This window comes from Acidithrix ferrooxidans, from assembly GCF_000949295.1.
In the GTDB taxonomy this organism is placed as follows: Bacteria; Actinomycetota; Acidimicrobiia; order Acidimicrobiales; family Acidimicrobiaceae; genus Acidithrix; species Acidithrix ferrooxidans.
The window spans coordinates 1-5,542 of record NZ_JXYS01000120.1; the positions used below are offsets into that span (position 1 = coordinate 1).

Below are 5,542 nucleotides of genomic sequence, written 5' to 3' on the forward strand. Positions count from 1 at the left end.
CATCTTTTGGGTGATTTAGCAGTGGTATCTTTGATTACTTCCATGAAGCAATGAGTAGGAGCACCATTGCTAATCGACACTCCAATTAGAACATTGGTTTGTTTTGTTCCCTTTCCTCTTTAGCCTTCGCCATGGCTCTCACCACCTAAAAAGAACTCATCTACTCAGGCGTTTTCTCCAAGTTTGTATAAACCATCTCGCTCAGCCATTACGCTCAGCCATTGCCTTAGGTAGCTTATTTAGCATCAACCAGCCAGTCGAATAAGAAACTTGAACGAATTTAGCAAGGGCTCTGATGGCTAGGGGGTAGTAGCCGAAAGACCACGCTTGTCGTTGGACAATAGATAGATAGCGGAGAACCACTTGGATAAAGAGATATGACTTCGATGAAAGATGGTTCCGGAGGTAACGCTAGTTTGGCGGTGACAAGATTTACATTGAAAAAGTGGAGCTCGAGATGCTGCATTTCTTGAAATGATTTGCCCTTACTAAAGTAAATTGATCGAAGTTACACTTTGAGAATCTAAATCCCTAATAGCAATAGCAATTTGATCAAATGATCTTCACATGCTTACTTTGAAGCGAAGCGTACCATAAAGCCTGAGATATCCACCAAGACAGCTTTATAGAACATCTGTTCTACTAAGGATTAGCTCCAATCTGGTCTCGGTGAAGGCGAAACTTACGAAACTTGATAAGTATGTAATAAAAAGAAGGGTAACTGGTTCCGAAACTACCCATTGGGACCAGTTACCCTTCGTGCTACTCCTGGCTTAGAGTTGTCCGTAATCCTCAGAAAAGCGAAAGACAACTTTCTAATCCAACAACGAGAGGACTATGGACAAATAAATATCAAAAAGACGAGCCATTTAGGCATTAATTAAGGGACCTTCTAGCCTGACATCTACCAGGATTGAGGTAACTTAGAGATAGGTTAAAGGGATCAGGAAAGTCTGGTCCAAAGACTTCGGTGCAGTGGTCCAAAGATACTGGTGCTGTGGTCCAAAGATTCTACCAATAGTGGTCCAGAGAATCGGAATAGTCACTTATGGGACTTTGTACTCTATAGTTTTTATTAACTATCTCAAGCAATAGGGCCGTATCTTTGATTTGGAAATGCTAGACAGAAAGGAATTAATTTCCATCGGTTCGAAATCTGATAATTGTTTGATCAATAGACGAAATACTATTTATTTATATTTTTTCATAAATCAAAGCGGCCGGGATCGCCATTTTGCCAGGCGCTTTACTTCTACGCCGATAGCTCCCAGGCAGATGGTTGTCACTCCAACTCCAGCTACAAAGGTAAAGGCTTTGAGGTTGGGCAGAATCAAAGGTAGAAGAGAAATTGCTAATGTTGGCGGGTGTAGGTCCTCCAATAGCGTGATGATAGCCCAAGTGACAGCTACCGCAACAAGTGCGCTGAGGGGTCTAGGAAAGAGGTGTATTGCGGCCTCTCCAATCGTTGCTGCTGTGATTATTGAGATAAATCTCCTTAGGAGCCGACGATGTGATTGGTCGTTAGAACTAAACCAATCATAGAAAGAGACAAAGAGGGGAGGAGCAATGGAGACTTTGGGTAGAAAATTCCACGCAAATAGGATCCAAATTAGTACGATGGCGCTATAGACGATAGCTGTAGTATTCAATTGTCTGTCGCTTGGAACGCTTTGGTGTAGAGTTTGGATACTACCATTTGGGCTCTGTTTTAGAAGCTGGCTAATCAAGGTGATGAGCAATGAGATGATTAGTACGCTTATTGGGAAATAAAGCGTAGAAATCCTAAATATTAGCGGCAGTACTCCTGCAGATATTGTTGGGAATAATTCCGACTTCAAAAGACGTAGTGAAATCACTATTAGACAGAATAAAACCGGAACTGAGATTGAATTTGGCAATCCAGCGCGTATCGATAAAACTCCAATTAGCGACGCTAAAGGCGGCAATATAGCCAACTTCCAAGGTGATTCAATCCAGTCATCCTTGGCCAGATAGATCGCGCCGACAGAGAGGGCTGCCGCTTCGGGAAAGATGATCTGAGGAATGGCTAGAAGTTGCGACATGGCAACCATGGCGACAATAATCGCCAAGACTATGGTTATTCGAAGTATCTTCGCCTTGGTCAAGATTTCTCCTAGTCTTTAGTGGCTTTCATGGATTGATGGTAAGTTTCCCTCAAGGCGCCAAGAGATCATTGCATAATATAATCCAATTAGTGGATATTAAAGTCCGCTTTGATTTGCTATCTACCCTGGCTCGATACTTCTCATTTTGAGCTTTCCGATGTTGCGTCGCTTTTGAATCGTAAAGTTGATTCGATTGAACTTTTGATCCCCTTTAACCATCGGTCTCGGATCTTGCCTTGGGTTCTATCTAGGTGCTCCGTGGGGTTCTTGGCCCATGGTTGGGAGTCTGTTGGTCTTACTCTTTTTCATGAAAGATAGCTCGCCTTTAATATCGTTCGATTTTGATCATTTAAATCCACTCAGGCCATGAGATCGATTGCGGGTTAGGCAATGGCCTTGTCTTGGGCTTATGGCTAAATGTGGCGAAGTGGTCAAGGACAGGCACCCTGGTGTCGAAGATGATTCACCCATTGCATTTTGGGTGGATGATACCTTGATTGGAGAGGTTTAAATTAACTTCTCCGATTGAACGTTTTCACCTGTTAATGGCAATCAGTGGCTGAATCGCAAGTGACGTTGGATCTTCTGGTCTATTGCTTTTTTGTGTTTATTCCGGTCCGTTTTAATCAGGCAGGCGTTGGAACCTCCCATGGCTAAAGCCCGCGGGCATTCAGTCCACCGCCCATTCCACTAATCGAGATGTATCACTTGGTCAAATGAAAAAGTAGACTGTAGCTGCCCCAAACCAATCGGTTAAATGTGCCGCATTGATGATCATGGTGGGATTCGAGTAAAAGAGGCAATGTTGCCTTAGATAGCATTGTTCGTGGTTTAGATATCCTTGACTAGGGATATTTAGCCGCTTTACTTGATTGTTTATGTCAGATTGTGGTCTTTAGCGGTTTCAGCCTTTTATCTGTGAATTCGTTTGGTGTTTTGGGCCTTTGGGTAAAGATGTTAGGAAGGGTGTGTCTTGGGACATTTGCTGGGGGCGGAAAAGATTTCGTTGAGTTATCCAGCTCGAACAATCTTTGATGAGGTGACACTGGGAATTAACGATGGTGATCGAATTGGTGTTGTGGGACGAAATGGAGATGGTAAATCTACCCTTCTCACGATTTTGTCAGGAGTGTTAGATCCTGACTCAGGTAAAGTCACTGCACGCAATGGCTTGAGAGTTGGCATGCTTGGTCAATCCGAAAGTATTGATCCGACTCTTAGCGTCAAAGATGCGATCGTTGGTGATTCCTCAGAATACGAGTGGGCATCGAAAGGAGGCGTGCGAGAGATCCTGTCGGGATTGATACCACCAAGTAGATGGGATCAAAAGGTTGGAGATTTGAGTGGCGGTGAGTCACGGCGAGTTGCTCTGGCTGCTTTGCTGGTTGGGGAGTGGGACGTCCTATTTTTAGACGAACCCACCAACCATTTAGACCTTGAGAGCGTCACATGGCTCGCTGACCATATAAAGAATAGGTGGCCTCGCAACGTCGGGGGGTTCGTCATCGTAACTCACGATCGTTGGCTTTTGGATGAGGTATGCCTAACGACCTGGGAGGTCCATGATTCAATCGTTGAACCTTTTGATGGTGGTTATGCCTCCTATGTTTTGGCTCGGGTCGAGCGCGATCGTCAGGCGAGCGTGATTGAGAATAAACGCCAGAATCTGATGCGTAAGGAGCTTGCTTGGCTGCGCCGAGGGGCCCCAGCTCGAACCTCTAAACCAAAATTTCGTATTGAGGCCGCTAACGTCTTGATTGCACAAGAGCCTCCTGTTAGAAATAGCGTTGAGCTCTCGGCGATGGCAGTATCTCGCTTAGGCCGTGAGGTGATTGAGCTCGATGATGTGAGTTTTAGTTATGGCCAGCGCAAGATCATCGATCAACTGACTTGGAAGGTTGGCCCCGGTGATCGGATAGGGATTCTCGGCTCCAATGGGGTGGGAAAATCGACCCTTCTTTCAATTTTAACTGGTGACCTAAAGCCAACTTCGGGAGATGTAAAGATGGGGTCAACTGTTCGAATTGGCCGTCTCGATCAAAAGATCCTTCAATCGGATCAGGTAAAGGGAAAGCGCCTCCATGAGGTAGTAGCGCGATACAAGACGACGGATAACAGTGGTGGTCGTGAGCTTTCCGTATCTCAACTTCTAGAGCGCATTGGTTTCGACTCCTACTCTATGGCAACTTTTGTGGATGACTTTTCCGGTGGGCAACGTCGACGCTTGCAGCTCCTTTTGACATTGTTAGGCGAACCGAATGTTTTGGTTTTAGATGAGCCAACCAATGATATGGACGTCGATATGCTGGCTGCTATTGAGGATCTTTTGGATACGTGGCCCGGCACTCTCTTTGTTGTATCGCATGATAGGTACCTGATTGAGCGAGTTACCGATATGCAATATGGTCTTATAAATGGTCAATTTGTTCATTTGGTTAGAGGTGTAGACCAGTTTTTAGAGCTCTTAGGTGATCGAAATTCTGATATCGGCACGATTGACGAACAATCCACAAAGCCAAAGAACAACGATCTCCGCGAGGACCGAAAGGCAAAGAAAGAGGCGGCAAGAGAGATCTCTAATTTGGAAAAGAAGATGAAGCGTCTCTCTCAGGAGATTAAAGTATTGGTCGATAAAATGGCCGCACATGACTTTGGTGACTATCGAGGACTAGCAGAGTTGGATGCCAAGATGAAGGCCGCCTCGGCGCAACTAGGTGAGGCTGAAGAGGCCTGGTTGAATCTATCGATGCTAGATGAAGATGCCTAGATGAGCTCTATCGACAGAGACTTGGGAAGATCGCCTCACTTTTGCACCTGCGGAGAAGGGATCACCTTAACCCATCTTTCCGAAAATCAACCTATTCTCCCAGCTAGTTGAGTATGTGGTTTTAGGTTGGGACACTACAAATGCGTCGCAATCGTCTTTATCCGTTTAAGGGGATCACTAACTCCTAAGAGACGGTAGATCTCTTTGTGAACCGGCTCAGAAACACCACTAGTGCGGATGTGATAGACGACGCCTTTATCTGATGTAAGAACTATGGTGGCTCGGCGGTGACTGTTGAGTTGCTCTTTAATGGTTGACCATCTTCTCTTATCGTTATTTTGCCTCAAGGTCAGCTCAATAGCACTAAGGAGGTGATAGGCAAGTACTGAGATGAAGAGGTGAGCAGCAGTTCGGCTAGCTAGTTGATGATAGACCGGTCGAAGTCCAAGATCACTCTTGAGGGATCTAAAGGCATCTTCTACTTTAGTGAGAGTCGTATAGATATTCCAGATCTCACCTGCATCTAGCTCGCTATGGCTGGTGTCTATGACGTAGGCTCCTTGGAGATTATCATCTTTGGCTTTAGTGGGTTTTTCTGTAATAGTGAGATTGATTACTTTGTCAAAGCGTCTCTTTTGATGATCTTGCC

General features: G+C 45.1%; 3 protein-coding genes and 1 pseudogene. 1 reads left to right on the forward strand and 3 read right to left on the reverse strand.

What is annotated here, in order from left to right; all coding sequences use genetic code 11:
• Together AXFE_RS19610 and AXFE_RS16330 are read right to left on the reverse strand one after the other, a co-directional pair.
• Nucleotides 1-556: pseudogene (locus tag AXFE_RS19610) on the reverse strand (IS1595-like element ISAxf1 family transposase); the annotation flags it as partial.
• Nucleotides 557-1,211: 655 nt separating this feature from the next.
• Nucleotides 1,212-2,126, reverse strand: a complete 915-nt coding sequence (locus tag AXFE_RS16330) for an HPP family protein (protein WP_052607002.1) — start codon at nt 2,124-2,126, stop codon at nt 1,212-1,214.
• Nucleotides 2,127-3,099: 973 nt separating this feature from the next.
• Between AXFE_RS16330 and AXFE_RS16335 the strand changes: the two genes are divergently transcribed.
• A complete protein-coding gene (locus AXFE_RS16335) occupies nt 3,100-4,893 on the forward strand; it encodes an ABC-F family ATP-binding cassette domain-containing protein (protein WP_052607003.1) in 1,794 nt (597 codons plus the stop codon).
• 134 nt (nt 4,894-5,027) lie between these two features.
• Here the strand turns inward: AXFE_RS16335 and AXFE_RS16340 are convergent.
• On the reverse strand, nt 5,028-5,542 hold a 515-nt coding region (locus AXFE_RS16340; RefSeq protein ID WP_152626176.1), incomplete at its 5' end, for an IS1634 family transposase.